General features: G+C 31.4%; 21 protein-coding genes. 15 read left to right on the forward strand and 6 right to left on the reverse strand.

Annotated elements, in window-relative coordinates:
- The first annotated feature begins 33 nt into the window (after positions 1–33).
- The 3 genes from DM444_RS01285 to DM444_RS01295 are packed head-to-tail and all read left to right on the forward strand — an operon-like array spanning position 34 to position 4,767.
- Positions 34–2,115 carry an ATP-dependent endonuclease gene (locus tag DM444_RS01285; protein WP_111283259.1) on the forward strand — a complete coding sequence of 694 codons (2,082 nt, stop codon included), beginning with the start codon at positions 34–36 and terminating at the stop codon, positions 2,113–2,115.
- The gene (locus DM444_RS01290) at positions 2,097–4,037 is read left to right on the forward strand and encodes a UvrD-helicase domain-containing protein (RefSeq protein WP_111283261.1); all 1,941 of its coding nucleotides are present in this window, start codon (positions 2,097–2,099) and stop codon (positions 4,035–4,037) included. The genes DM444_RS01285 and DM444_RS01290 overlap by 19 nt, the downstream gene beginning before the upstream one ends.
- Before the next feature lie 46 nt (positions 4,038–4,083).
- Positions 4,084–4,767, forward strand: coding sequence for a HEPN domain-containing protein (locus DM444_RS01295; protein WP_111283263.1), 684 nt, complete (start codon positions 4,084–4,086; stop codon positions 4,765–4,767).
- 12 nt (positions 4,768–4,779) lie between these two features.
- Here the strand turns inward: DM444_RS01295 and DM444_RS01300 are convergent, their stop codons facing one another.
- The 3 genes from DM444_RS01300 to DM444_RS01310 all read right to left on the reverse strand — a co-directional run bounded on the left by DM444_RS01300 (position 4,780) and on the right by DM444_RS01310 (position 10,398).
- Positions 4,780–5,541, reverse strand: a complete 762-nt coding sequence (locus tag DM444_RS01300; protein WP_111283265.1) for a hypothetical protein — start codon at positions 5,539–5,541, stop codon at positions 4,780–4,782.
- Positions 5,542–5,551: 10 nt separating this feature from the next.
- Positions 5,552–6,790: a tyrosine-type recombinase/integrase gene (locus DM444_RS01305; RefSeq protein WP_111283267.1), complete on the reverse strand. Its 1,239-nt coding sequence runs from the start codon at positions 6,788–6,790 to the stop codon at positions 5,552–5,554.
- A gap of 167 nt (positions 6,791–6,957) precedes the next feature.
- Positions 6,958–10,398 (reverse strand): methylmalonyl-CoA mutase family protein, encoded by a 3,441-nt coding sequence (locus DM444_RS01310; protein ID WP_111283269.1) that lies wholly within the window; start codon positions 10,396–10,398, stop codon positions 6,958–6,960.
- A gap of 294 nt (positions 10,399–10,692) precedes the next feature.
- Between DM444_RS01310 and DM444_RS01315 the strand changes: the two genes are divergently transcribed.
- From DM444_RS01315 to purU, 7 genes are all read left to right on the forward strand, one after another.
- On the forward strand, positions 10,693–12,255 hold the full coding sequence (locus DM444_RS01315) for a L,D-transpeptidase family protein (RefSeq protein ID WP_111283271.1): 1,563 nt from the start codon (positions 10,693–10,695) through the stop codon (positions 12,253–12,255).
- A 192-nt stretch (positions 12,256–12,447) separates the two neighbouring features.
- The gene (locus tag DM444_RS01320; RefSeq protein WP_111283273.1) at positions 12,448–12,789 is read left to right on the forward strand and encodes a hypothetical protein; all 342 of its coding nucleotides are present in this window, start codon (positions 12,448–12,450) and stop codon (positions 12,787–12,789) included.
- A 257-nt stretch (positions 12,790–13,046) separates the two neighbouring features.
- Positions 13,047–13,916, forward strand: a complete 870-nt coding sequence (locus tag DM444_RS01325) for a hypothetical protein (RefSeq protein WP_111283275.1) — start codon at positions 13,047–13,049, stop codon at positions 13,914–13,916.
- A 155-nt stretch (positions 13,917–14,071) separates the two neighbouring features.
- On the forward strand, positions 14,072–14,950 hold the full coding sequence (locus tag DM444_RS01330; RefSeq protein ID WP_162614896.1) for an SGNH/GDSL hydrolase family protein: 879 nt from the start codon (positions 14,072–14,074) through the stop codon (positions 14,948–14,950).
- Positions 14,951–15,079: 129 nt separating this feature from the next.
- Positions 15,080–15,502, forward strand: a complete 423-nt coding sequence (locus DM444_RS01335; RefSeq protein WP_111283279.1) for a cytochrome c oxidase assembly factor Coa1 family protein — start codon at positions 15,080–15,082, stop codon at positions 15,500–15,502.
- A 171-nt stretch (positions 15,503–15,673) separates the two neighbouring features.
- Complete coding sequence (locus DM444_RS01340; protein WP_111283281.1) at positions 15,674–16,393, forward strand: DUF4197 domain-containing protein; 720 nt, start codon at positions 15,674–15,676, stop codon at positions 16,391–16,393.
- A gap of 117 nt (positions 16,394–16,510) precedes the next feature.
- Complete coding sequence (gene purU / locus DM444_RS01345; protein ID WP_111283283.1) at positions 16,511–17,365, forward strand: formyltetrahydrofolate deformylase; 855 nt, start codon at positions 16,511–16,513, stop codon at positions 17,363–17,365.
- A gap of 1,027 nt (positions 17,366–18,392) precedes the next feature.
- On the opposite strand, the gene DM444_RS01350 is transcribed toward purU, so the two are convergent.
- The 3 genes from DM444_RS01350 to DM444_RS01360 form a co-directional block, all read right to left on the reverse strand.
- Positions 18,393–19,193 (reverse strand): ABC transporter substrate-binding protein, encoded by an 801-nt coding sequence (locus DM444_RS01350; protein WP_111283285.1) that lies wholly within the window; start codon positions 19,191–19,193, stop codon positions 18,393–18,395.
- 375 nt (positions 19,194–19,568) lie between these two features.
- Complete coding sequence (gene pyrF, locus DM444_RS01355; protein WP_111283287.1) at positions 19,569–20,390, reverse strand: orotidine-5'-phosphate decarboxylase; 822 nt, start codon at positions 20,388–20,390, stop codon at positions 19,569–19,571.
- Positions 20,391–20,501: 111 nt separating this feature from the next.
- Complete coding sequence (locus DM444_RS01360) at positions 20,502–22,685, reverse strand: OmpA family protein (RefSeq protein WP_111283289.1); 2,184 nt, start codon at positions 22,683–22,685, stop codon at positions 20,502–20,504.
- A 155-nt stretch (positions 22,686–22,840) separates the two neighbouring features.
- Between DM444_RS01360 and DM444_RS01365 the strand changes: the two genes are divergently transcribed.
- The 5 genes from DM444_RS01365 to DM444_RS01385 all read left to right on the forward strand — a co-directional run bounded on the left by DM444_RS01365 (position 22,841) and on the right by DM444_RS01385 (position 26,696).
- Entirely contained in the window at positions 22,841–23,314 is a 474-nt protein-coding gene (locus DM444_RS01365) for a Dps family protein (RefSeq protein ID WP_111283291.1), read from the forward strand.
- A 219-nt stretch (positions 23,315–23,533) separates the two neighbouring features.
- A complete protein-coding gene (locus DM444_RS01370) occupies positions 23,534–23,719 on the forward strand; it encodes a CsbD family protein (protein WP_008462351.1) in 186 nt (61 codons plus the stop codon).
- Between the two features lie 159 nt (positions 23,720–23,878).
- Positions 23,879–24,430 (forward strand): helix-turn-helix domain-containing protein, encoded by a 552-nt coding sequence (locus DM444_RS01375; protein ID WP_111283293.1) that lies wholly within the window; start codon positions 23,879–23,881, stop codon positions 24,428–24,430.
- Positions 24,431–24,451: 21 nt separating this feature from the next.
- On the forward strand, positions 24,452–24,901 hold the full coding sequence (locus DM444_RS01380; protein ID WP_111283295.1) for a response regulator: 450 nt from the start codon (positions 24,452–24,454) through the stop codon (positions 24,899–24,901).
- A gap of 10 nt (positions 24,902–24,911) precedes the next feature.
- Positions 24,912–26,696 (forward strand): CHASE3 domain-containing protein, encoded by a 1,785-nt coding sequence (locus DM444_RS01385; protein WP_111283297.1) that lies wholly within the window; start codon positions 24,912–24,914, stop codon positions 26,694–26,696.
- Positions 26,697–26,875: the final 179 nt, after the last annotated feature.

The raw sequence follows: 26,875 nt of genomic DNA on the forward strand, positions 1-26,875 counted from the left end.
AATATCAAGCTTTCATCTTTTAAAAATAAAAAAATGAAAATATTTAAATTAGAAATAGAGAATTTTAGACTGTTAAAGAATTTTTCGATGGATTTAGAGGATGAACTTTCACTTGTTATTGGAAAAAACAATTCAGGCAAAACTTCAATTCTCACAGTCTTAGATAAATTTCTTAATGAAAAAAACAAATTCTCATACAATGATTTAAATATCGATTTTAAGAGCCAATTGGAAAAATTGATTTTATCAAAAAAAAATCCAAAAGAGTTTTCAAATATAGGCATCAAACTAAAACTTTATATTGAATACAATGAAACAGATGATTTATCAAATGTAAGCAGAGTTTTAATGGATTTAGACCCAGATAACAATAAAATAGTTTTAGGATTTGAATACCTGTTAAACTTTAATGACTTCTTAAAAATAAGAACTGATTTTTCTATTTTTTCAGCACTTGAAAAAGAAAAAAAGAGAAAAAAGAAAACATACAAACCACGAGAGCTAAAAGACTTTTTAAATAAAGAAATGGATAATTATTTCCATATATATAAAATGTCTTTTGAATATAACACAACAACAAATAAAGTCAACGAAAAAAGCTTCATAAATCTTGATAATGAAGGCATAAGTATAAAAGACATAATTAGCTTCAAATACATAAGCGCAAGAAGAGATGTTACCAATAAAGAAAAAGAAAACACACTCTCACGACAAACTTCAAGTTTATATAAAAAACAAGAAGACAGTAATGACAAGACACAAGCAACTGAAAACTTTAAAGACCAACTCTCAGAAACAGACAATACATTAAGTAACATCTATAAAGACCTTTTTAAAGATGTCATAAAAAAAGTCCAAGATTTTGGGGGGATTAAACTTAATGATACCGACATTGCAATAATATCAACATTACAACATCGAGAACTACTTGAAGGCAATACAACAGTTGTTTACACACATGACGACCATAAGTTACCAGAGCATTATAATGGCTTAGGTTACATGAACTTAATAAGCATGATTTTTGAAATTGAAATTCTTGTTCAGGACTTCAAAAGAGATAAAGACAAAAAACCAGCAGATATTAATCTTTTAGTTATTGAAGAACCCGAAGCACATACGCACCCTCAAATGCAGTATGTCTTTATTAAAAACATAAAAAAACTACTTGAACAAGGTATTATTAGAGAAGATGGAATACACAGACCTTTACAATACATAATAACGACGCATTCATCTCATATTGTAGCAGATAGTGATTTTGATGATATTAAATATTTGAAAGCGAATGAAAAAAACAATGTAATAGCAAAAAATCTAAGCGATTTAAAAAAACAATACAGTACCGACCCAACTCAATATCAGTTTTTAAAACAATATTTAACCATTAGTCGGGCTGAAATTTTCTTTGCTGACAAGGCTGTTCTTATTGAAGGGGACACTGAAAGAATATTAATCCCAACTTTCATGCGAAAGGTTGATTTAGAAGAAACAGCACGTTTAAAAAAAGAAAATAAAGAAGATACATTTCTTTCTTTATTATCTCAAAATATATCGATAATTGAAGTTGGTGCATATTCTCAAATTTTTGAAAAATTCATTGAATTCTTAAGCATAAAGTCTTTAATAATTACAGATATTGATTCTCTTAAAATCGTAGGACAAGACGAAAAGGGAAATGATACTTGGGGAGCATGTCCTGTTGTAGAAGGTATAAAAACAAGTAATTCAGCAATTAATCATTTTTTAAAAGCCTTTACTTGGGATAAATTGAAAACATTAACACCCGAAGAAAGAACTATTCAAATTGGAAGCTCAACAGTCTGCATATGTTTTCAGCAGAAAGAAAATGAATACCATGCAAGAAGTTTTGAAGACGCTTTCATACACATTAATAAAAAATTTTTAAATACAAAAAAAGAGTCGTTTCGTGGATTGCAAAAAAGAAAATTATTTGATGATGAGTCAAACGATGCTTACTTATTGGCAACTACTTGTATAAAGAAAAAAACTCATTTTGCTTTAGACATTTTATATCACAGTGATGAAAAATTAAGTAACTGGAATATTCCTGAATACATTAAAAATGGGTTATTATGGCTGAAGAAAGATTAACCTTAGAACCTGAAGTGCAAGAAATTTTTCAATCTATTGACAAAGGAAGAAACTTTCTCTTGAGTGGCGGAGCTGGAAGCGGTAAGACTTTTTCATTAGTAAGTGTTATACGTCAAGCAATTTTAGAAAATCCAACTTCTAAAGTTGCTTGTATGACCTATACGAATGCGGCTGTAAAAGAGATTGAAGAGAGAGTAAATCATAAAAATCTCAATGTATCTACAATCCACGATTTCCTTTGGGACAACATAAAACACTTTCAAAAAGAGCTTAAAAAAGCTATTATTTCACTAGCTAATAATGAAGACGTTAGTAAAATTTCAATTGATGACACAAATCTAATTCCCGAGAATTATTATAACAACTTAGAAGATGGCATACAGTATAAAGAATATGTTAGGTTGAGTGATGGAATAATATCTCACGATGAATTACTTCTAGTTGCAAACTATCTGTTCGATAATTATCCTAAACTTAGTAGTATTGTCAAAGATAAATATAAGTTCATTTTTATTGATGAGTATCAAGATACAAATAAAACTATCATTGAAACATTTTTAATCCATTTCAAAAAAAGCAATAAAAAGAATATTATTGGTTTCTTCGGAGATGCAATGCAATCAATTTATGAGGATGGAATAGGTAATTTGGACGAATATAAAGGAAATGATGCTAATAAAGTAAAAGAAATTCCCAAAAAGCAAAATAGAAGAAATCCTAAAAGTATTATAACTCTAGCAAATAAACTTAGGACAGATGGCATTAAACAAGAGCCTTCTAAAGACCCAAATGCTCCCAACATGGTTAATGGTGTAGTAAAACAAGGCAAAGTGCTGTTTTTATATTCTACAGATGGAGATATAGGAAAAATAGAGAAATTCCTTCAAGAAAATCACAATTGGAATTTCCAGAATTCTAAACAAACAAAAGAACTCAATTTAACTCACAATTTAATAGCAGAGAAAGCTGGATTTAGAACATTAATGGATATTTATGATAGCGACCCTATTATTGGACTAAAAACGGATATACTGAATAAAATTAAAGACAATAAGAAAAATAATAAACCAGCAATTGAAATATTAGAAGATGACACTTTTGATAAGGTTATTGATAAATTTCAGTTAAAGAATAGACAAAGAGAACTAAAGAAAAATATTTTATTAGCCGACCCAACACAATTACAATTATATAATCAATTAAAGGACAAGCTATTTTCTGAAGTTAGGAAAATTTATCTGAATAAGGATTCTTTAATAGACGATAAAAAACAAGATAAAGACGACGAAAACAAAAAAGGTTCAAAAAGAGATAATCTAATTAAACATTTATTCAAAATTCAAAATAGCATTTCTCTTTATACTAATAAACAGTACAATGACTTTTTAAGAATTACAGATTTTAGAATACACATAAAAAGCATTGCCAATAAAAGACAATTAAAAGAAAATATTGACAATCTCATAAATGTTGGAGAGAAAACAATTGAGGAAGTAATCTTTGATGCTCACGAAAAGGGCATTTGCTTAATAGATGATAAATTAATCATTTTTAAAGAGAAAAATGAATACTTATATAATCGTGTAAAAGATGTAAAATTTAGTGAATTTCAAAAACTATATGAATATTTAGAAGGACAAACTCCATTTTCTACACAACATAAAACCAAAGGAACAGAATTTGATAATGTATTAGTTATTCTTGATAATGGAGGTTGGAATAATTATAATTTTGAAAAGATGTTCCTAGGCACAGCAACCCAAAGTGTATTAGAACGAACTCAAAAGATATTTTATGTTTGCTGTACAAGAGCTAAAGAAAATTTAGCCGTATATTTTCATAATCCAGATGCGAAAGTGATTCAAAAAGCTACAGATTGGTTTGAAAAAGAAAACATTATAGATATAGACAACATCCACTAATTCAATATCAGGCAAGTAAATAATCTAACTTTAAATCTATTTGTAAATGCCTTCTAAATCCTACTTTGACTTTTTAGAATTATTACAAGATGTCGAACAGCTTCGTAACACGCATTACGATTACAGCAAAGGGAAATCTGGACGAAAAAAACTTGGTTTTTTAACTCGAAGTTCAATCGTAATGCTTTGTGCTGCCTGGGAAAGATATTGCGAAAATATTTTACTAGAATGTGTCGATAAGGTATTAACAACCGATATTGAAGCAAAAGCATTACCTTCTTACATTAAAGAGTATATTGGCACAAAAGTTAGAGAAAATAAAAACATAATCTATCCCATAGAGCTTGCTGACAATGGTTGGAAAAACCTATGGAAAGGATATGCAGTGAATGAAACAAATTCCTTAAATACGCCAAACTCTGAAAATTTAAAAAAGCTCTATAAAAGATTTTTGGGTATTGAGGATTTTACAACTATGTGGCACGAGACATCTATAACAAAAATAAATGATTTTATTAAAATTAGAGGAGAAATTGCTCATAATGGCAGTAAAGCTCAATATGTTCGATTTAATTCACTATTAAGCAGTATTGAGATAATTACCGAAAATGCAATACAAATAGATTATTCACTTTCTCAGTACTTAAAAAATAAATATTTAGTTGCCAATACATGGGAAGAAAATTATTATCGAAAGTTATCTTCTTATAAAAAAATAAGTAAACTATAAATAGCAAAATTATTAAGATTTATAACCAATTTTTGCAAGCTGAATATCCACCACTTTCACTGCTTTAGTTGAATTCATTGGATTATTTTTGCCATCCACATCAGCACTTAACATGGGATTTATCATTGATTGAACTGTTGTTGCTTTTGCCCCAATAATAGCACTTAGAATTGTCGCCATACTATTCACAGAAGTACTGAATGGTTGTTGTTTTCTTAGAAATTGGATAACACCAAGTTTTTCTAAAAAAACAATCCTACTATTAAATGTTGTATCACTAAATTCTATTAACCCCTCTTCATTACTATCTCTAGAAAGCTCAGGATTTTTGGAAAGCTTATGGCTCCTTTTTACTAACTCATCTAGTTCATACAAAAACTCAGACGACTCTTCTATAACATCTCTAAAAACCTCATAATCAACATTAAAAAAGTTAGAATTGAAAAAATTAACCAAACTTCCTTTTTTTCCGTCAATTGGAATATAGCCAGTACGCTCATCATCGTCTTTAATTTTTACCCCTTCATCAACTAAAAGTCGATTTTTCTGTACATTTTCATCAAGCATTTCTTTACTAAACCCGCCATTGCTATCTGAATACTCAACCAGTTTATCAACCATTTTATCACGATAAAAAGTCGACGCTTCATCTCTTAATGCTTCAATTAGATAGCTATCCAAGTCATTAGTTAATTCGTATATCTTTTTTTTTCTTTCAAAAGAAGACATAAAATAAACATTATCGAAAAACTCTTTTAATTCTGAACTAACCATTTTATCTTTATTATTTTTCTAACTCTGCCAATTTACTAAAATATTCGTGCATTTGAAAAGCATGGTCATATTGGGTTTTACCAATATATTTTAAAAACATTTCCTCAGTAGTATGACCTGTTGTATTCATTAAAATCGAAGTTGGAATATCTCCATAAAAATTAGTCGCAAAAGACCGTCTACACACATGAGAACTTATCACTTGCCATTTCTCATAAGTTCCAACTGTCAAAGTGCGTTTATCATCAATTCGCATTTTTCCCTTGACCAGCTTATTAATTTTAGCTTCTTTGCAAACTTCTTTACTATAACTATTAAAATGTTCCAAGGTTATTTTATACGGCAATCCGTCTTCTATTATTTTTAAAGCCTTAGGATGTAATGCAATAACAACCTGTTTACCTGTTTTCTTCTGTTTCAACTCAATAACCTTCAAGTTCTTTATTGTTTTAATATTATTCTCTGTAATATTAAGTAAATCACTTGCTCTCTGTCCAATCAAACAACCTAATAACAGCCATTTTCTTGCGTTAATATGCGCTTCACGCACTAATTCTGCATTTTTTATTAATTCTTGCTCCTCGGGTGTTAAAATGATAATCTCATCAGGCTCTTTAACCTCTTTAATTGACTTAATTTGTTTAAATTGTGGATGAGTAGGTATTCCATTTAGTGAAGCCTTATTAATTACCGCTCGTAATATTGATATATAAGTTCCAATATAATTGATAGAATGCCCTTTCCCTTTATGATATTTTTTAAAAACATCAATAAAATTCAAATCAATTTCCCTAATAAGAATCTTTTTACCTCTTAAACAATCCTGCTCATAATTAATGATAAATTTTTTCAAATTCTCTATGTTTTTAATAGACCCTCTAGTTAGTTTATCACTAGTATCTATATAAAACTCGATAGAATTGGTTAAAATATCTAGGTCAACAACTACAACTTTATTATTAAAAAGGTCTATTTGATGTTGTAGCCAATCACCTGTAAATTCTATTCCTTTATCTATTGCATTATTGTAGGCATCATTTACAAATATCGAAAGCTTATCTAATTTCAACTTTAACGACTTTAATTCTTGGTCTTTTTGAATTGGTAGCCCTTTATCCTTACTCCAATTACTTGGATTAATAACCAATCCTGTTTTACGTTTTAGAACTAAACCCTTCTTTATTGAATATCTAATATAAATATTTGAATTCTCTCTTTCACTTTGGAGTAAATATTTAATAGTTGCCATAGAAATGAAATTAATTTTTCATGTCAAATATAAAATAAAAATACACTTTTAGTCAACATTTAGTCAACCAAAAGTGCATCTAATTAAATTTATACAATTTCAGAAAATCATAAATCCTTTATAAACAAAGAAATTAAGTTCATTTAGATTTATCCAAATTTCACTTACTACATATTCCTTCTATACTGCCCACCAACTTCAAACAACGCCGAAGTAATCTGCCCCAAAGAACAAACCTTTGTAGCTTCCATTAAATGATCGAATAAGTTTTCGTTTTTAATAGCGGCTTGCTGTAACGTATTTAAATGCTCGTTTACTTTTGCTTCGTGGAAATTGTGCAAATTATCCAGCATCGTAATCTGATATTGTTTTTCTTCTTCTGTAGCACGTATAACCTCAGCTGGAATTACCGTTGGCGAACCTTTTGAACTCAGGAAAGTATTTACACCCACAATAGGGAAATCGCCGTTGTGTTTTAAAGTTTCGTAATACAAACTTTCTTCCTGGATTTTAGATCTTTGGTACATCGTTTCCATTGCGCCAAGAACTCCTCCTCTTTCTGTAATTCTGTCGAATTCTTGAAGAACTGCAGCTTCAACTAAATCGGTTAATTCTTCGATGATGAACGAACCCTGAATTGGGTTTTCGTTTTTCGCTAAACCTAATTCTTTATTAATAATCAACTGAATTGCCATGGCACGACGTACCGATTCTTCTGTTGGCGTGGTAATCGCTTCATCGTAAGCATTTGTATGTAGCGAATTACAGTTATCGTAAATCGCGTACAAAGCTTGTAAAGTCGTTCTAATATCGTTAAAATCAATTTCCTGTGCGTGTAATGAACGTCCAGAAGTCTGAATATGATATTTCAGCATTTGTGCTCTTTCATTGGCTCCGTATTTGTTTTTCATGGCTTTTGCCCAAATTTTACGCGCCACACGACCAATAACTGAATATTCTGGATCTACTCCATTCGAGAAGAAGAATGATAAATTTGGTCCAAAATCGTTGATGTTCATTCCTCGGCTCAAATAATATTCTACGTAAGTGAAACCATTTGAAAGCGTAAACGCCAATTGCGTAATTGGGTTTGCTCCTGCCTCGGCAATATGATATCCTGAAATCGAAACCGAATAGAAATTACGAACGTTTTTATTAATAAAATATTCCTGAACATCGCCCATTAATCGCAAAGCAAATTCGGTTGAGAAAATACAAGTATTCTGCGCCTGATCTTCTTTTAAAATATCGGCCTGAACCGTTCCACGAACTTGAGCTAACGTTTTTACTTTTATTTCGTTATAAACTTCCAAAGGTAAAACCTGATCTCCCGTAACGCCCAAAAGCATTAATCCTAAACCGTTGTTTCCAGCAGGAAGTTCGCCTTGGTATTTCGGTCTTTCGATTCCTTTATCTTTATATAGTTTGTTGATTTTTGCCTCAACTTCTTTTTCTAGATCATTTGCCTTGATGTAAATCTCACATTGCTGATCGATTGCGGCATTCATAAAGAAACCTAACAACATTGGCGCAGGTCCATTAATCGTCATACTTACCGAAGTCAAAGCATGAACCAAATCGAAACCTGAATATAGTTTTTTAGCATCATCTAAACAGCAAATTGAAACTCCCGCATTTCCAATTTTTCCGTAAATATCTGGACGTAAATCTGGATCATTTCCGTATAAAGTTACACTGTCAAAAGCCGTAGAAAGACGTTTTGCAGGCATTCCTGCACTTACATAATGAAAACGTTTATTGGTTCTTTCTGGTCCACCCTCGCCCGCAAACATTCTTGATGGATCTTCGCCTTCTCGTTTAAACGGATACAATCCCGAAGCAAACGGAAATTCGCCAGGAACGTTTTCCTGTAAATTCCAACGCAGAATATCGCCCCAACCTTCATATTTAGGCAAAGCAATTTTCGGAATCTGTAAATGCGATAAACTCTCGGAATGTGTTGCAATCTTAATTTCTTTATCACGAACTTTAAACGAATAAACTGGATTTTTGTATTTCGCTACTTTATCATCCCAGTTCAGGATAATTTCCCAATTGTACGGATCTAAATCCATTTTTACTTTATCAAACTGATTCAGTAAAAGATTTAAAAAGATTCTGTTTTCGTCTAGTCCTTCGACTGCGCTCAGGATGACACTATTGTCGTCAATTCCCGCTTTATTTATTTGCGGAATTTTTCCAGAAACAGATTCTATCGTTTTGAAAATTCCGTATAATTTCTGTGCTACTTTTTGCTGTGAAAGCGCAATTTCATCATAAGATCTATTATTCTCTGCAATTTCAGATAAATAACGTGTTCTGTGTGGCGGAATCACAAAGATTTTCTCGCTCATTTCTTTTGTGATTTCAAAAGTCGATTTCAAATCAGAATCGGTTTTTTCAACCACTTTATCCATAATCGCTTTATAAAGCGTGTTCATTCCAGGATCGTTAAACTGCGAAGCAATTGTTCCAAAAACGGGCATTTCATCTGGATTCTTTTCCCAAAGATTATGGTTTCTTTGGTATTGTTTTTTTACATCGCGCAAAGCATCAAGCGCGCCGCGTTTATCAAATTTATTCAACGCAACTAAATCGGCAAAATCAAGCATGTCGATTTTTTCCAATTGTGTTGCCGCTCCAAATTCTGGTGTCATTACATATAAAGAAACATCAGAGTGATCCATAATTTCAGTATCAGACTGACCAATTCCTGAAGTTTCTAGAATAATCAAATCGTATTTTGCGGCTTTTAAAACCTGAATCGCTTCAGCTACATATTTAGATAAAGCCAAATTCGACTGACGTGTCGCCAGCGAACGCATATACACACGAGGATTATTAATGGCATTCATACGGATTCTGTCTCCTAAAAGTGCACCTCCTGTTTTTCTCTTCGAAGGATCGACAGAAATTAATCCGATTGTTTTTTCTGGGAAATCAATTAAAAAGCGGCGAACCAATTCGTCAACCAAAGAAGATTTTCCGGCACCGCCCGTTCCTGTAATTCCTAAAACTGGAATTTTAGAAGTTGTATTGCTTTCGTGAATTTTATCAAAAACTGGTTTTGCAATTTCAGGGAAATTCTCTGCTGCCGAAATTAAACGTGCAATTGCCGTTGGGATTTTATTTTCGATATGATCTATTTCACCGTTTAGTTTATCTCCGATAGGAAAATCAGCACGTTCAACCAAATCGTTAATCATTCCTTGAAGTCCTAAAGAACGTCCGTCATCTGGAGAATAAATTCGTGTAATACCATATTCGTGTAATTCTTCAATTTCACTTGGAAGGATTACTCCACCTCCGCCTCCGAAGATTTTAATGTGTCCTGCTCCTTTTTCGCGAAGCAAATCATACATATATTTAAAGTATTCATTGTGTCCGCCTTGATACGAAGTCATTGCAATAGCATTGGCATCTTCTTGAATGGCTGTATTAACTACTTCCTCAACACTTCTGTCGTGTCCAAGGTGAATAACTTCAACTCCAGTTGACTGGATAATACGGCGCATAATATTTATGGCTGCATCATGTCCGTCAAAAAGCGAAGCAGCGGTAACAATTCTTACTTTATTTTTAGGAATATATGGTATTTGTTGTTCCATTTTATGAATATGATAATTTTAAGCGACCAATGTACAAATTATTTTAATATTTGATCAGTCAAATAACATTATGTTAATAAAAAAGAAAATATTTTTTCTTCAATATAAAGGTAACAATTCTTGCTACTAATTGATATAAGTTAAAGAAAGCTTAAAGACATGGCAATTTCGCAACATTTAAATAAAATCAGGAAACATGTTTTGAGTACACTGATAGTAATTTAGCATTGTAGAAAAGCCCCAAATTTTTACCAATGACTTACCTAGAAAAGTAATAACGTAAAAATTAAAAAAATGAGAACATTTTATTCATTCACCGTAATTTTAGGTTTGAGTTTTTTTGTATTTTCTTTTAGTAAATTTGAAAGCACTAATACTACATATACAAAAACTTCAAACAACACAATTGTTTACCACAATGATTCAGATGATGTAAACGAAATTTCAAACGACTTCTTTAAAAGGTATTCTGATTTGAAAAAATATAAGTCTGATGTCATGTCTTTGTACAAAAACAGAACTCTTGGAACTATTTGGTTTGATGAAAACGAAATCAGTGAGTTTGGATCTGCTTTGTATGAAAAAGCAAAAAAAACAAATGATTTGGTAATTCCTTATCAAAAAGAAATTGACCAATTATTTAGTTCTTCATCAGATAAAAGCACTCTTTCTCAAACTGATGCGGATATGCTTTTAAGTTCATTGTATGTTGTATACACTAAAAAAAGTAATTCCGACAAGAAAAAGCTATCCTATAATGATATGCTGAAAGATTTTTTAAACTATAGCACGTTAGAAGAACAAGAAACGACCGTAGCTGCAACAAATGAAAAAGTAGAATTTGACCAGTATTACAAATTGCAAGACGCTCTAAAAAAATACAAAAGATTAGAAAAATCAAGCAAATATAAACCTATTGTTCCAGCAGAATCTCCTTATAAAGAGTTGCGTCCAGATGCAGTTTCTAGCACTATTGCACAAGTTAGAACTCGTTTGTATTTGTTAGGCGATTTAAAAACAGATTCTAAAAGCGATGTTTACGATCGTGAATTGATGGACGCTGTAATGAAGTACAAAGTTCGTAACGGTTTTAAACCAAACTACATTTTAGCAGAAGAACACATCAATGAAATGAATATTCCGCTTGAGGATAAAGTTGCGACTTTAAAACTTAATATGGAAAGATGCCGAGCTATTGCTGCTCAGATTGCTGCCAGCGATGAGTATGTTTTGGTAAACGTTCCTTCTTATGAAATGATTTATGTTAAAAATGGAAAAGTTCAATTGACTTCGCCTGTATTTGTTGGAGCTCCTTTAACTAAAACAACCATTTTTAATGGCGAAATTGACCGAATCGTTTTCAGCCCTTATTGGACAGTACCTCAAAGTATTGTGCAAAATGAGTTGAAATCTAAAATCGCGGCAGATCCAAATTATCTAGCAGAGAAAAACATGGAAATGGTTAACGGACAAGTAAGACAAAAACCAGGTCCAGATAATTCTTTAGGATTGGTGAAATTTATGTTTCCAAATCCAGATGATATTTATATGCACGATACGCCATCTAAAACTTTGTTTGATTTTGAAAAAAGAACTTTCAGCCACGGTTGTATTAATGTAAAAATGGCTAAAGAATTGGCTGTTGCCATGTTGAAAGATTATCCAGAATGGACTAAAGAAAAAATCGATAAAGCGATGGAAGGAAAAGTAGAAAGCAGTTTTAAACTGTCTAAAAAAGTACCAATTTATATTACTTATTTTACATCTTTAGTAAATGAAAATGGTGAAATTGGTTTCTTCCAAGATGTTTATGAAAACGATAAACAAATAACAGAAACTGCAGTTGTAGCTCAATAATATAATTCTAATAAATTTTAGAGAGAATTTGTCAATTTCTGGCAGATTCTCTCTTTTTTAGTTATATCTACAACTAAAAAAATGTCTTAAATTATTAATTTTTAAACTTTTAGGTCCTTTTATATTTTAACTTCTGTCGCAACTTTGCATCATAATACTACCACTAATAATTAAGTAAAAAAACAATAGATCATGAAAACAGAAAATATAGAAGGTTTATCATTATTTGAAATAAATTTATTGATACAACAAGGCGGAAGATTTGTTATGTTTCCAAATCTGATGACAAAAATTAAAAGTTATACTATTTATTTTATTCGTCCTGACGAAAAAACGTATAAATATGCATTAAAACATTTTCTTAAAAATATAGCACTTGGCTGGCGATCGCTTCCACTAAGGCCGTCTTACATTTCAAAATCTTTATTTTATTTGACAATTGGCGGCAAAGATTGCACTCAGAATATATTAGCCAATCTAAAGCAGATTAATCCAATTTATAATCCCAATTTATACTGTTTACAGTACGTTTAGACGCCTTTTTTGTCCCTTAAATCTAAATTTACATGCTAAAAATAAAACGAAAAGTCATCAAAGCAAGGAGAAACCCTACATCCTAAAAACAAATGCTATTGATTGTGCATTTATTTAAGCTCAAAATTTAAAATCATCTTATATACTATTATAAGGTGATTTTTTTTGTCCTAAACTGCTATTTAAAAACCCTTTTGGGGCTAATAGGATAATACGTTAAAAAGAGATTTGCAAAATCTTTTTTTAACAAAAGTTCAATGAAAAAACAGATTACATATTTAAGTATTATTATATCTATTCTTCTCGTTTCGTGTAATAATCATACATCAATGAATTCAATTACTTCTGGTGAAATTATCAAACCAAAAGCGCCAAAAGCTGTAGGCCCTCCGCGTATATTGTTTATAGGAAATAGTCACACAGAATATTATGTAAGCATCCCAACGTTATTTCAAGAGTTATGCAATGCAAATAATAAAAATGTAAATGTGCAGCAATTAATAACAATGGGAGTTTCTCTTGATAAGGTTTATTACACAAATAAAACAGAAGCTAACCAAAATTTTTCCAACATAGATAAAGACGGAAATTATTATGATTATGTAATTCTTCAGGAATCCACTCCAATTGCATTAACAAATCTTTCGATGTATAGAGATAATTTGAAATTATTTGCAGAAAAAATCCATAAAAATAGTCCAGATGCTGCAATCTATGTCTATCAAAATATTCCTCCCTTATCTTATAAAAATTCAGAATACGATAGTTATTATAAAGAACTACGAAAAAATGCCATTTTAGCTGCAGCATTTATTAAAAATGCAGGATTGCTAAAAGTTGGCGATGCTGTTAAAGATGCATATCAAGGTAAAAATGGTTATATATATTTAACAAATAACAAAGATAATCTTCGTGATGGCAAAAATACCCTGTATCTTATAAATGATGGCGGTTTTTTACAAGCTGTTTTATTATATGCTACGATCTTTGATGAAAAACCAATTATCCCTAAAAAACTTATTTTGAGCACAGGAACGGGAGATAATGATAATATGAGAAAACAAGAGGTTACGAAAGCAATCAGTAACCCGAAAGCTTTAGAAGAAATTGCTTTTAGTAATAGATAAATTATCTAAAAAAATCTTTTACGATTTATTTTTTAACCTAAACTCAATTAAAATTTCAACATTATTTTTTGTCTTAAAGTGTTAGTTTTAAAACTTTTTGAGGCTTTTCTTTTTTTTTAATTAAGAAGAAATTTGCAAATCTTTTTAATTAAATCATGATGAAAAAACACATTTTACTTTTAGGTATTGCAGCAATTCTTTTTACTTCTTGCAAAGACAAATCGGCTACGGCAGAAAGTCAAACTACTACAGAAGAAACAGCCGAAAGACCAAAAGCACCAAAAGCTGAAGGTAGCCCAAGAATTTTATTTATTGGAAATAGCCATACAGAGTTTTTCGTAAGTGCTCCAATTTTATTTGGAGAAATCTGCAAGGCAAATAATCAACCTATGAATATTGATCAATTGGTTACAATGGGAGTTTCAATTGATAAAATTTATGATGATCATAAAAAAGAAGCAGAACAAAATTTTGCCAAAGTCGATAAAGATGGAAATTATTACGATTATGTAGTCATTCAGGAATCAACACCAGTTGCTGGTGGAGAACCAGATAAATATAAAGCTAACGTGGAAATGATTGTAGAAAAAATACACAAGAACAGCCCAGATGCAGCTATTTATATTTACGAAGGAATGTCTCCAGCTCCGTTTACTGATTCTGACTACAAAGAGCTTTATGCCATCATGCGTAATAATGCAGGCGAAGTGGCTAAAGCAACAAAAAATGCTGGTTTGTTAAGAGTTGGTGATGCTGTAAATGATGCTTATAACGGCAAAAATAGTTATAACTATTTAGTAGCCAATAAAGACAATCTTCGCTATGGTGAAAACACCTTACACCTTTTAAACGATGGCGGTTATATGCAAGGAGCACTTTTATTTGCAACAATCTTCAACAAAAAACCAATAATGCCAAAAGAACTTACTTTAAGCACTGGAACAGGAGATAATGATGGAATGAAAAAACAAGAAGTTACCAAAGCTATTAGTAATCCAAAAGCTTTAGAAGAAATTGCTTTTAGTAATCGTTAAGACTTAATAACAATTTTAAAAAATCACCTTATAGAAAATTCTATAAGGTGATTTTTTTTACCATAAAACACTGAATATCAATAAAATTTATTCTTATTTTAGCTTTATCTTTTAACCTAAAACCAATTTATGGAAGATTCAAATGAGTTAATACAAAGAAAAAGCTGGTGGAATAGAAACTGGAAATGGTTTGTTCCTACAGGATGTTTAAGTCTTTTAGTTTTATTTGCCTTATTTATAGCTGGAATTTTCTTTGAAGTCACTTCCATAATAAAAGATTCTGATGCTTATAAAGAATCGATAACAGCCGTACAAAACAATAAAATCGTGGTTGAAAAACTAGGATCTCCTATAGAAACTGACGGAATGGTTTCTGGAAATATTACTTCTACTAACGATGTTAGAACCTGCGATGTACAAATTCCAATAAAAGGGCCGAAAGGCAAAGGAACGCTATTTGTTGTGGGCGAAAAAAGAGGAAAATGGAAATACAGCGAAATGTCTGTTTATATTGAAAAAACAAATGAAAAAATTGACCTTCTTAAAAAATAGAATTTGCAATTTTGACCTACCATTTTTTATTCTTTTCTAATATTTTAAGGCTATAATAACGAATAATAAATTGTTGTTAATTATCAAACAAAATCTTTCTTCACACTTAATAAATTTGTGGCTTTGTTTTTGAATAAGTAGTATTTTTGAAACTTAAATAAAAACCCCAAAATGAAAAAGATTTTATTATTAGCCGTTACATTTTCTCTAACGTCTTGTGCACAGGTACAACAGACCTTAAATCAATTGCCTCAAATAGCCTCTCAGATTCCAGGCACAGGAACTGTTGATATTGCTTCTGGATTAAAAGAAGCTTTGAATAAAGGAATTACAGAACAAGTGAGTAAATTAACCGCGGTAGATGGTTTTTATAAAAATGAAGCCGTAAAAATTCTATTGCCTGAAGAATTACAAAAAGTTGATGCAACTTTAAGAAAAGTAGGTTTAAGTTCGCTTGCAGACGAGGGAATTAAAATGCTGAACCGCGCCGCTGAAGATGCTGTAAAAGAAGCAACTCCAATTTTCGTTTCGGCTGTAAAAAATATGTCGTTTACAGATGCTAAAAATATTCTTTTAGGAAATGACAGCGCTGCAACAACTTATTTACAAGGAAGCACAACAACTGCTTTGTACGGAAAATTTAATCCTGTAATTAAAAGCTCATTCGAAAAAGTTGGAGCTGACGCTGTATGGACAAAAATTATAACAAAATACAACACTATTCCATTAGTGAAAAAAGTAAATCCAGATTTAACTGATTATACAACAAACCAAGCTTTATCTGGCGTTTTTAAAATGATTGCCGTAGAAGAAAAAGAAATCCGAAATAATATTTCTGCAAGAACAACGCCTTTGTTGAAAAGCGTTTTTGCTATGCAGGATGGGAAATAATTTTTTCTAAAGGTTCTAAAGAACAGAGTTGCAAAGAATCAAAGTTTTTTTTTTAAAACTGAAGAGATTGCGATTAAACAAATCTAACGATTAACCGATTAAACTAAAAAGACCGAAATGCAAAAAATTACCATACTCATTCACTGTAAAGATCAAAAGAATATTATTGCTTCAGTGACTACTTTTATTGCTAAAGTAGGCGGAAATATTACTTATATTGACCAGCATGTTGATGTAGAGCAAAATGTATTTTTTATGCGACTAGAATGCGAATTTGAAGGTAGTGATATTACAATTGAAAGCTTTAAAGAAGATTTTGATAAAACGCTAGCATCTAAATTTGGCATGTCTTGGGATCTGTACAATCAGGAACAAAAACCAAAATTGGCATTGTTCGTTTCTAAGTACGATCACTGTTTATTTGACATTTTAGGAAGATACAGCGCAGGTGAATTGAATGTGGAAATTCCGGTAATTATTAGCAATCACAATGATTTGAGATCTATTGCAGAACGTTTTGATATTCCGTTTCATTTTGTTCCTTTCACAAAAGAAAACAAAGAAGAAGGCGAAGCAAGACAAATTGAATTATTAAAAAGATATAAAATCAATTTTATCGTTTTGGCGCGTTACATGCAAATTGTTACCCCAAAACTGATTTCGCTTTACGAAAATAAAATCATCAATATTCACCACTCGTTTTTACCTGCTTTTCCAGGTGCAAAACCGTATCATTCGGCTTTTAAACGCGGTGTAAAAATCATTGGTGCAACAAGTCATTACGTAACAGAAGAATTAGACGAAGGTCCAATTATCGAACAAGATATTGCGAGAGTTTCTCATATTCACTCCGTAGAAGATTTCATCATGAAAGGACGTGATTTGGAGCGTATCGTTTTAGCTAGAGCCATTAAACTGCATGCAGAAAGAAAAACGATGGTTTATAGTAATAAGACAGTGGTTTTTTCTTAAAGGTTCTAAGTTCTATTCTTAAGACATAACAAACCCGACAGGTTTTAAAAATCTGTCGGGTTTACTTTTTATACTGCACAAAAAAACACTTATAAATCAATAACTTAGAAGCTAAAAAAAACAGCAATTGTTAATTTTTCGACTAATTTCATGATACTGATTTTTAACACTTTAGCAAACACACAAAACAATCTTTATCATATTCATAAACAAAATTGATTGTCATTAAATTTTAATAATAAAAAATTATTTAACACTACTAAAAGCTCAAAACAACGATTTAAAAAATCTTAACTTATGGTCAACAAAGTAATAACAAAACCTTAACAGCATAACATCGATATATGTCTGACCTTTGTAATGTAATAAACTGGTTATTTATTATTTTGGTTTTGGTTAGTTAAATGATGCCGGCGTCTTCGAGATGCCGGCATTCTTTTTTTGTGAAAGTTTGGTTTATTTTGTTTCAAGTTTCAGGTTTCAAGCTGTCTTACTTTACGGTTAATTTAACCGCAAAAATTGCAAAGTTTTTTTACTCAAGAGGGTTTGTATAAAACGTAAAGTTCACAAAGCTCTGTATAAAAAACTTTGCAAACTTAGCCTAAAACTTAACGCTCTTTGGAGTTAAAAAAACACAATCTTTTGAACATTAACTTATATCCAACAAAGTAATAACAAGATCTTAACAGCATAACATCGATATATGTCTGACCTTTGTAATGTAATAAACTGGTTATTTATTATTTTGGTTTTGGTTAGTTAAATAATGCCGACGTCTTCGAGATGCCGGCATTCTTTTTTTGTATTAAATTGTTTCATGTTTCACGTTTTCCTTGTTTCACGTTGGCCATCCTTTGAACATAATTTAACCGCAAAGCACGCAAGTTTTTAATATACCAAACTTACATAAAACGCAAAGTTCGCAAAGCTTTGTGTAAAAAACTTTGCGAACTTTGCGTAAATCTTAGCGCTCTTTGCGGTTAATCTTCCAACAAACTTGAAACCTGAAATTTGAAACAAAAGAAACCTAATTCTTTAATCTTTCATGAAGTAATTTAAAATACTCGAAAGCTTTAATCAATCGGCTACCATGCCAAGAAAACATTTCTCCATCAACAAAAATTGTTTTGGCGTGATGTGTAAATCTTCCAATTTCGAAAGCATCTTCTTCTTTAAACGGATATGGTTCCGAAGAAAGAAAAACAAGATCTGGATCGCCTTCTAAACGCATTTTCTTTAATTCAATTTCAGGATAGCGGCCTTTGTCTTCGTAGATATTTTTAAAATGATTCAGTTTTAGCAATTCATTTATGTAAGTATCATTTCCTGCAACCATGTAAGGATCTTTCCAAATGAAATAAGCTGCTTTCTTTTCTTTTATATCTTTTATATAATTTTTGAAATCGCTCAAGGCGAAAGCCAATTTGTTGTTCCACTTTTGTGCTTCAGTTCTGCAATTGAATAATTGTCCGAAATCTGAAATCATCTGGAAATTGTCTTCGATAGAAACAATATTCGTAACCCAAACAGGACAGATTGTACTTAATTGTTCTACAATCTCTTCCGTATTTTCTTCTTTATTGCAAATAATAATATCTGGTTCAAGAAGTTTTATTTTTTCGAAGCGAATTTTCTTTGTTCCGCCAATAATCTTTTTAGTCGATTTAAAATGAAACGGATGCACACAGAACTTCGTTATTCCGATGATTTTTTCTTCCAAACCTAAATCATATAATAATTCAGTTTGTGAAGGAACAAGCGAAATAATACGCTTTGGAGCAGTTTCAAAAGTATGAACTTTGCCAAGCTGGTCTTTTATTTGTTTCATGTTTGAGGTTTGTTGGAGTGTGGAATTTAACGCAAAGCTCGCAAAGTTTTTTCGCAAAGTTCGCAGAAGTTTATGCTTAGTGTTGAGTTTAAGATTTTTTAAAGTTCTCAAAGCTTAAAATAAAATTTCCTCTTTGAGAACTTTAAAAAAACTTTTAAAACACTGTATATAATTTCTTTGTGTACTTTGCGAAAAACCTTAGCGAGCTTTGCGTTAAAATTACACTCAAAGTTAACTTTAACAAAAAAGTAAAGCTTACACCCTACTTTGAGAACTTAAGAAACTTTTAAAACACTGTATATAATTCTTTGTGCACTTTGCGAAAAAACTTAGCGCGCTTTGCGGTAAAAAATTATGTTCAAAATTACTTTAAACCTAAAACTTAGAACCAATAATCTCAGCCATTTCTTTCTGCACTTTCAAAGCCTCTTCTCTCGCCTTTTCAGCAAAATCAGTTCCTTTTGAAGCATAGATAATAGCTCTTGCTGAATTGACCAAAAGACCAATTTTATCGTTCATTCCGTATTTACACACTTCAGATAAACTTCCGCCTTGGGCACCAATTCCAGGAACTAACAAGAAACTATCTGGAACAATTTTTCTAATTTCAGTAAAATATTCTGCTTTTGTAGCACCAACAACGTACATTAAATTTTCGCTGTTTTTCCAAGTTTTAGAAGTTTCTAGAACTTGTTTGTACAATTCTTTTCCGTTGGCATTTAAAGTCTGAAAATCAAAAGCGCCTTCATTTGAAGTCAAAGCTAACATAATCGTATGCTTGTTTTCGAATGCAAGGAAAGGCTCAACAGAATCTTTTCCCATATATGGAGCAACGGTTACACTATCAAAATTCAAATCTTCAAAAAAAGCTTTTGCATACATGCTAGAAGTATTTCCAATATCGCCGCGTTTAGCATCAGCAATTGTGAAAATTTCAGGATAATTTTCGTTGATGTAATTGATTGTTTTCTGCAAAGACATCCATCCTTTTATTCCATAAGCTTCAAAAAAAGCAGTATTTGGTTTGTATCCTACAGTTAAATCATGAGTAGCGTCAATTATTGCTTTATTGAATTCGAAAATTGGATCTTCGGTTTCTAATAGATGCTGTGGCATTTTAGCAAGATCTGGATCTAAACCAACGCATAAAAATGATTTTTTTTGAAGAATTTGTTCGTGTAGTTGTTGTGTTGTCATATTGTATTTTTAGTTCTTCTATTCAAAGAATTAATTCTTTTTAAAAAGTATGCAAAAATAAAAAAAGCCACTCAATTAAGAATGGCTTTTTACTTTTATATTCAGCAGAGCTTATAAATTGCCTAAATAAACAATTTCAGTTCTTCTGTTTTCTGCTCTTCCTGCAGCTGTTTTATTTGATTTTACAGGTTTTGACGAACCGTAACCGTTAGAAGTTAAATTCGCAGGATTTACACCTTTTTCAATCAAAAGATCCATTACTACTTTTGCTCTAGCTTCAGATAATTTTTGATTTGCTTTTGCATTTCCAACATTATCTGTATGTCCGTTAACAGCAAATTTAGCGTTTGGATAGTTCTTTAAAATTTCTTTGATTGCGTCTAATCTTCCTGAAGTTTCTCCTTTTTTAGCATCGCTTAAAGTCGCTTTTCCAGTTGTAAAGAAAATAGATCTAGCTTCTACTTTTAACTGCGCTAAAGTTTCTTTAGTCACTTTTGGACAGCCTTTATTTTCTGCTGGACCAGCAACTGTTGGGCATGCATCATCTTTGTCTAAAACGCCGTCTTTATCTGCATCTAAATCTGGACATCCTTTATTTTCTGCTGAACCTGCTTCTTTCGGACATGCATCGTCTTTATCCAAAACTCCGTCTCCGTCAGTATCTGGCCATGGGCAACCTTTATTTTCAACAGGACCTGCAACAGTTGGACACGCATCTACATTATCTAATAAAGTATCTCCGTCACTATCTTTCCAAGGACAACCTTTATTTTCTTTTGGTCCTGCAACATCAATACAAGCATCATCTTTATCAAAAACACCGTCTTTATCTGTGTCTGACCAAGGGCAACCGCCATTTTCAGCTGGACCAGCAACTTTTCTACAAGCATCTTCTTTATCAATTACACCATCTCCGTCTGTATCTTTAAATTGTTTTTCATAAACTGGAATTTTCATTCCAAGGTGAAAATCAGCACCTTTTGATTCTTTAGACACCAAATTGCTCAAAATTGAACCAGAACCTATGAAGAAAACTCCCGCACGTAAACCTGCTCCAGCTTGCATTCCGCTGTATTCCATATATGTCATTGGCAAATAAAAACTAAACCATCTGCTTTCGTAACGCGGTGTCAATGTAACTCGGTCAGCAATTCCGTAACCATTTAATTTACTATCCGAAACCAGATTAATATCTCCGTTAAGATTTAAATAGAATTTGTTGTACATATTCCAATCTGCATCTGCGCGAATAGCAGTTGGCAAATTTGTTTTTACTCCTTTTGAAGTTGAAATTTTAGTATAATGCTCATTTAAGAAATCGTATAAATCTTCCGCATCATCAATCATTTGCTGTGTAACAACTCCGTTTACATTATAAGTATCAACTTTTGAGTTTTTATAATTGATAGATCCAATATCCGTTACAGATAAACCGAAACGTAATTTATATTTATTTAAATCTCTAAAATTATTATCAGCTGGTTTTGCTCTACTAAGATCGTATTGATCATAATCTGGTCTCCATTCGTACACCAATCCAAAATCAAAACCAAATCCGCGTGAATTTGCATCAAATTCGTAATCGTCATTTTTTTCCCAATCTTGACTTCCTCCAACAGTAACTTCACCATTTGAGATCAAAGCTCCTTGTTTTGGATTTACAGTGTTTTCAACATAAGAAACGTTAACATTATTTCCATGCACATAGGCATTTACACCACCTTGAAGATATTTGGCAGTTAAACCTCCTTTTAAAAAGTGTTGGTCTTTTTGAAATAAAACAGCAGCATACGAAATTCCAAGTTCGCCCCAAGAATGAGATGCTCCGTTTGGATTTCCTAAATTGTAATTAAAATTTTCAGACTGATCTAATCCATCTTTTACCTGATCTATAAGATAACCGTTAATTTTTTTGATGTTAGAAACAGATCTTGCTCTTGTAAAAACAGCCAAAGAATGTTTTGGCGCAATATTAAACATAAAAGACGGTCCCATAATATCAAAATTTGCCAATCCGTTGTTAGCATTTTTTGGAGATACTTTTGACTGGCTTTCAAAATCGTATCCGTCTTTGTAAACATCAAATAATTTAACGCCATACAAGTCATTTTCTACCGCACCACTAATCGAAAACAAATTAATATCTGTTTTAAAACGTGAATCTGCAATAGAAGCTGGATTGAATAAAACGCTTTGAACTCCCGCATAGTTATCATGAAAATAACCTAAATAAGATTGTGCCTTGGCGGTAAAAGAAATAATTAAAAAAAATAAAATTGGTAAATGTTTTCTCATTAAAAATTTAGTTTTAGTTGCGCGCAAAACTACAACAATTAAATGCTAAAACAGTTAAGAAAACATTGAATTCATGTAACTTCTTTGATGAATTATGTAAGAAAAAAAAGAGCTCGCAAAGGTATATTTGAGAACAACTTAATACACAGATAATTATGATCCCACATATTGGAATTACACCGAAAAATTTAAAAAAGAGTGCCTCAATTTTAGCCACGATTTTATCAAACGAAATGACATTGTATGTAAAAACCAGAAAATTTCACTGGAATATTTCTGGAAATAGCTTCATGGAACTGCATAAATTGTTTGAAGAGCAATATCGTATTCTGGAAGCTAATATTGATGAAGTTGCGGAACGCATCAATCAATTGGGAGAAAAAACAATTGGAACAATGAAAGAGTTTATTGATAATTCGACATTGAAAGAATCTCCAAAAGAATATGCTTCTCAAAAAAATATGTTATCAGAACTTTTAGAAAACCATGAGCAATTGGTAACCGAATTTAGAGGCTATATTCCTGTTTTTGAAAACGAAACTAACGACATTGGATCTGCTGATTTTGTGACTGGCTTACTGCAAGAACACGAAAAAATGGCTTGGATTCTCAGAAGATATCAGGTTTAATTGTTAATTGTTAATTGTTAATTGTTAATTGTTAATTGTTAATTGTTAATTGTTAATTGTTAATCTTTAATTGTTAATCTTTAATTCTTAATCTTTAATTCTTAATTCTTAATTTTTAATTGAAATGAAAATTATGCAACAGTCATAAAAATTAATGTAACACAAAGCTGACTGATAATTTGCAATTTTACAATATAACAAATACAAAGAAAAACGATTATGAATACTACTGAAATAAAAGGAAACTGGAACGAGTTGAAAGGAAAGTTGAAGCAAAAATATGCTGAATTAACAGATGACGATTTGATGTTTGCTGAAGGAAAAGAAGACGAAATGTATGGAAGACTTCAGCAAAAACTGGGAAAAACAAAAGAGGAATTTCATCAAATCCTGTCAGAATTGTAAATCCTTGAAACTCAATCAGGGAAATACCGTCTAGTGAAAAAATATTAGACGGTATTTTTTTGAAAAATTTATTTTAAAATCACATTTCCGTGTAATTCTCTATCATTTAAAAGCAAAAACACCAAATAAAATAAGTATCTTTAACCAAATTTCCATAAAATGAAACTATTTATAAAGTTCGACATCAACACTATTTGCTCTCTATATTTAAAACAAAACTTAGAAGAAAACAACGTAAATTTTACGACTCTAGGATTTGGAGAAATTGAGATTGAAGACAATCTTGATGCCGAAGCATTGGAAAATTTAAAAACTAAATTGGCTCCATGCGGTTTTGAAGTAGTTGAAAATCAAAAAAGTGTATTAGTCCAAAAAATAAAAGACGCGATTATCGAGCTTGTATTTATGGACGACAACAATAATTACAAAAGTTCTGTGTTTTTGGCAGAAAAGCTAAATCACAGTTATGGCTATTTATCAAATGTTTTCTCAGAAGTAACTTATTCTTCTATTGAAAACTTTATTATTTTACAGAAAATTGAAAGAGCAAAACAATTGATTATTATCAATGAAATGAGTTTGACAGAAATTGCTTTTTTACTAAATTACTCAAGTGTTGCGCATTTAAGTACGCAGTTTAAAAACACGACTGGAATTACTCCTTCTGCTTTTCAGAGGATTATTAAGAAACGAAGAGAAAATTTAAAATAAAAACCCAAATACCAAATTCAAATGCAAAAAAACGCATTACACATTTTACTTGCCGATGATGATGAAGATGACCGTCTTTTTTTTAAAGACGCTTTTGAAGAGATCAAAATACAGACAAATGTAAATTTCGTTCATGATGGAATGCAGTTGATGGATCATTTAATGAACCAAGACAATAAACTTCCAGATATTTTGTTTCTAGATTTGAACATGCCTAAAAAAACAGGTAAAGAATGTTTGATTGAAATCAAAAAAACGGATCATTTAAAAGATATAATCATTGCCATCTATTCTACTTCTTCTTCTGAAGAAGACATTGAAGATACATTTATCCAGGGTGCAAATATTTACATTAAAAAACCGAGCGATTTCAATACGCTTAAAAAAATAATTAATGAAGTCGTGACCGTAAACTGGCACTATCATACCTCTGGGTTAAACCGTGATAATTTCTTGCTGCGACTAAAATAAGAGCATACCAATGAAATGGATACCAAATTTTAATTCTTCAAACTCATTGAGAGTTATTTTTGTAATCGCAGTTTTCATTCTGTTATTTCTTTCTTCAATTGCTTACAAACATAATCAGGACTTGAACGAATCGAGTAAACTGGTTATGCATACATACGAAATCAACATCCAGCTCGAACGATTAATGTCGGCTATTAAAGATGCAGAAACGGGCCAGCGAGGGTACATCATCACTCGCAATGCCCGTTTTTTAACGCCTTATATTTATTCTCGCGACAAGGTAAATACGTCCTTTATTACCTTAAAAAAATTAACTGCTGACAATGAACCACAGCAGAAAAATCTTCAGAAACTTTTCAAACTCATTACACAACGTTTTGTTTCTTTTGAAAACTGTTTAAAATACAGCGATCCAAAAACATACGACAAAAGAAAACTCGACAATCATATGTTTGGCGGAAGAATCCTAATGGAAAATATCCGTTTTAAGGTAGACGAAATGAATGATATTGAAAAAGAATATCTCAAAAAAAGACTTAAAATTTACGATGACGAAATCTCGTTAAGTCCGCTTTTTTCGATTTCTTTATTCTTAGTTGCATTGAGTTTTATTTTATTGGCTTACCGCCAAATCAGCCGTGATTTTGAACGATTGAAAGTATTCAATAAAAAACTTTTAATCTCAAGCGGTTTAATTTCTGAATCTGAAAATATTGGTAAATTCAGCACTTGGCAATGGGATTTGGATTCTGATAAAATCGATTTTTCAGACAATCAATTTCGTTTGTTAGGCCTTGAGCCAAAATCTTTTGCGCCAAATAGAGCAACACTTTTAAAATACGTTCACCCAGACGACAAAGAATCTGTTGCTAAAGCAATAGACGGAATTGTAGAAAAGAAAAACCTTCCGTTTGTTTATTATAAAATTGTACGTCCAGATTTTGAGGTTCGTTATTTTAAAACCATCGGTAAATTATTAACAGACCAACAAGGAAGTAAAATTTTGCTCGGAATTAATTTTGACATTACAGACGAGCATCTTCTTAATATTGAACTTCAGGAACGAAATAAAGAACTGGAAAAAAGCAATAAAGAATTGGCTTCTTTCAACCATGTGGCTAGTCACGATTTGCAGGAACCGCTTCGAAAAATCCAGACTTTCATTTCGAGAGTTTCAGATGCCGACAAAGCTGTTATGTCTGAAAGTGCTAAAAATTATATTAGCAAAATCGAAACTTCGGCAAAAAGAATGCGCGTTTTAATCGATGATCTTCTTTTATTTTCGAGAACCAATACCACAAAGAAAGAATTCATTAAAGTTAATCTTAACGAACTTTTGGATAATGCCGAATCAGAATTAGCTGAGATAATTGAAGAAAAGAAAGCCGTTATTAAAACAAATAAGCTTCCGAAGCTTTCCGTTATTCCATATCAAATTGAACAGCTTTTTATCAATTTAATTGGAAATTCATTAAAATACAGTCAGCCCAATCTTGAACCGGAGATTATAATTTCAAGTGAAAAAGTAATTTCTGCCGATTATCCAAAAATATTAGAACAGTCGATAAAGAAGTTTCATAAAATTACATTTACCGATAACGGAATGGGGTTTGATCCTCAGTTTAAAGAAACTATTTTTATTCTGTTTCAGCGTCTTCATTCTAAAACAGATTATCCTGGAACTGGAATTGGATTAGCGATTTGTAAAAAGATTGTCGAGAACCATAAAGGTCATATTACTGCAGACAGCACTTTGGGCAAAGGCTCAGTGTTTACAGTGTTTCTTCCTGATTAAACTTCATTAAAAAACTACATAAAAAACGTTATATAAATCCATTATGGGAATTATATAACGTTTATTTTTTATGCTGTAAAGTAAAATCTTTCATTCGTTGCCATCTTTGTAATGTAATACTTTAGGAAGTAACAATGAAAGCAATCCCCCCATTAAAAGCTTCAATTTTTAAAGTTCTT

The sequence above is a fragment of the Flavobacterium ginsenosidimutans genome (assembly GCF_003254625.1).
Lineage (GTDB): Bacteria > Bacteroidota > Bacteroidia > Flavobacteriales > Flavobacteriaceae > Flavobacterium > Flavobacterium ginsenosidimutans.

What these genes read in the sequence shown, in the direction of transcription:
- DM444_RS01320 (WP_111283273.1), top strand. Translation starts at nt 12,448, where the DNA reads ATGAAAACAGAAAATATAGAAGGTTTATCATTATTTGAAATAAATTTA.
- DM444_RS01365 (WP_111283291.1), top strand. Translation starts at nt 22,841, where the DNA reads ATGATCCCACATATTGGAATTACACCGAAAAATTTAAAAAAGAGTGCC.
- DM444_RS01295 (WP_111283263.1), top strand. Translation starts at nt 4,084, where the DNA reads ATGCCTTCTAAATCCTACTTTGACTTTTTAGAATTATTACAAGATGTC.
- DM444_RS01360 (WP_111283289.1), bottom strand. Translation starts at nt 22,685, where the DNA reads ATGAGAAAACATTTACCAATTTTATTTTTTTTAATTATTTCTTTTACC.
- DM444_RS01385 (WP_111283297.1), top strand. Translation starts at nt 24,912, where the DNA reads ATGAAATGGATACCAAATTTTAATTCTTCAAACTCATTGAGAGTTATT.
- DM444_RS01305 (WP_111283267.1), bottom strand. Translation starts at nt 6,790, where the DNA reads ATGGCAACTATTAAATATTTACTCCAAAGTGAAAGAGAGAATTCAAAT.
- DM444_RS01285 (WP_111283259.1), top strand. Translation starts at nt 34, where the DNA reads ATGAAAATATTTAAATTAGAAATAGAGAATTTTAGACTGTTAAAGAAT.
- DM444_RS01325 (WP_111283275.1), top strand. Translation starts at nt 13,047, where the DNA reads ATGAAAAAACAGATTACATATTTAAGTATTATTATATCTATTCTTCTC.
- DM444_RS01340 (WP_111283281.1), top strand. Translation starts at nt 15,674, where the DNA reads ATGAAAAAGATTTTATTATTAGCCGTTACATTTTCTCTAACGTCTTGT.
- DM444_RS01375 (WP_111283293.1), top strand. Translation starts at nt 23,879, where the DNA reads ATGAAACTATTTATAAAGTTCGACATCAACACTATTTGCTCTCTATAT.
- DM444_RS01380 (WP_111283295.1), top strand. Translation starts at nt 24,452, where the DNA reads ATGCAAAAAAACGCATTACACATTTTACTTGCCGATGATGATGAAGAT.
- DM444_RS01310 (WP_111283269.1), bottom strand. Translation starts at nt 10,398, where the DNA reads ATGGAACAACAAATACCATATATTCCTAAAAATAAAGTAAGAATTGTT.
- DM444_RS01335 (WP_111283279.1), top strand. Translation starts at nt 15,080, where the DNA reads ATGGAAGATTCAAATGAGTTAATACAAAGAAAAAGCTGGTGGAATAGA.
- DM444_RS01300 (WP_111283265.1), bottom strand. Translation starts at nt 5,541, where the DNA reads ATGGTTAGTTCAGAATTAAAAGAGTTTTTCGATAATGTTTATTTTATG.
- pyrF (WP_111283287.1), bottom strand. Translation starts at nt 20,390, where the DNA reads ATGACAACACAACAACTACACGAACAAATTCTTCAAAAAAAATCATTT.
- DM444_RS01315 (WP_111283271.1), top strand. Translation starts at nt 10,693, where the DNA reads ATGAGAACATTTTATTCATTCACCGTAATTTTAGGTTTGAGTTTTTTT.
- DM444_RS01330 (WP_162614896.1), top strand. Translation starts at nt 14,072, where the DNA reads ATGATGAAAAAACACATTTTACTTTTAGGTATTGCAGCAATTCTTTTT.
- DM444_RS01350 (WP_111283285.1), bottom strand. Translation starts at nt 19,193, where the DNA reads ATGAAACAAATAAAAGACCAGCTTGGCAAAGTTCATACTTTTGAAACT.
- DM444_RS01370 (WP_008462351.1), top strand. Translation starts at nt 23,534, where the DNA reads ATGAATACTACTGAAATAAAAGGAAACTGGAACGAGTTGAAAGGAAAG.
- purU (WP_111283283.1), top strand. Translation starts at nt 16,511, where the DNA reads ATGCAAAAAATTACCATACTCATTCACTGTAAAGATCAAAAGAATATT.
- DM444_RS01290 (WP_111283261.1), top strand. Translation starts at nt 2,097, where the DNA reads ATGGCTGAAGAAAGATTAACCTTAGAACCTGAAGTGCAAGAAATTTTT.